Source organism: Xanthomonas sp. SHU 199, assembly GCF_000364665.1.
Lineage (GTDB): Bacteria > Pseudomonadota > Gammaproteobacteria > Xanthomonadales > Xanthomonadaceae > Xanthomonas_A > Xanthomonas_A sontii.
Genome location: NZ_AQOI01000750.1, coordinates 1 through 480, shown reverse-complemented (window position 1 = coordinate 480; position 480 = coordinate 1). Strand labels below are relative to the sequence as shown.

The window sequence follows — 480 nt, the reverse complement described above, 5'->3', positions numbered from 1 at the left end:
GCTGCTGCTCAGCGGCGGCCTCTACCTGCTGCTGCGCCGGCTGGTGGTCAAACCGTTGGCCAGCGCGGTGGAAGTCTCCAGCGCAGTGGCCGCCGGCCGCCTGGACAGCCGCATCCAATACGCGCGCAACGACGAGCTGGGGCAATTGCTGGGATCGCTGCAGCGCATGCAGCAGCAGCTGCGCGCGGTGCTCGACGCACAGAAGGAGATGGCCCAGCGCCACGATGCCGGCGAGATCAGCTACCGCATGGACGAGAGCAGCTTCCCCGGCGACTACGGGCGCATGGTCCACGACAGCAACGCGCTGGTCGCCTCGCATATCGCGGTGACCGAGCGCCTGGCGCAGATCATGGGCCGCTATGCCATCGGCGACCTGTCCGAGGACATGGATCGGCTGCCCGGCGAAAAGGCGGTGCTCACCGAAACCATGGACACGGTCAAGCGCAACCTGACCGCGATGAACAGCGAGATCAAGCACCT

1 protein-coding gene is annotated in these 480 nt (G+C 66.9%); it reads left to right on the top strand.

The window, feature by feature from the left end:
• Positions 1-480 (top strand): HAMP domain-containing protein (locus D183_RS25515; protein ID WP_039729139.1); only part of this gene is annotated, 480 nt, incomplete at both ends.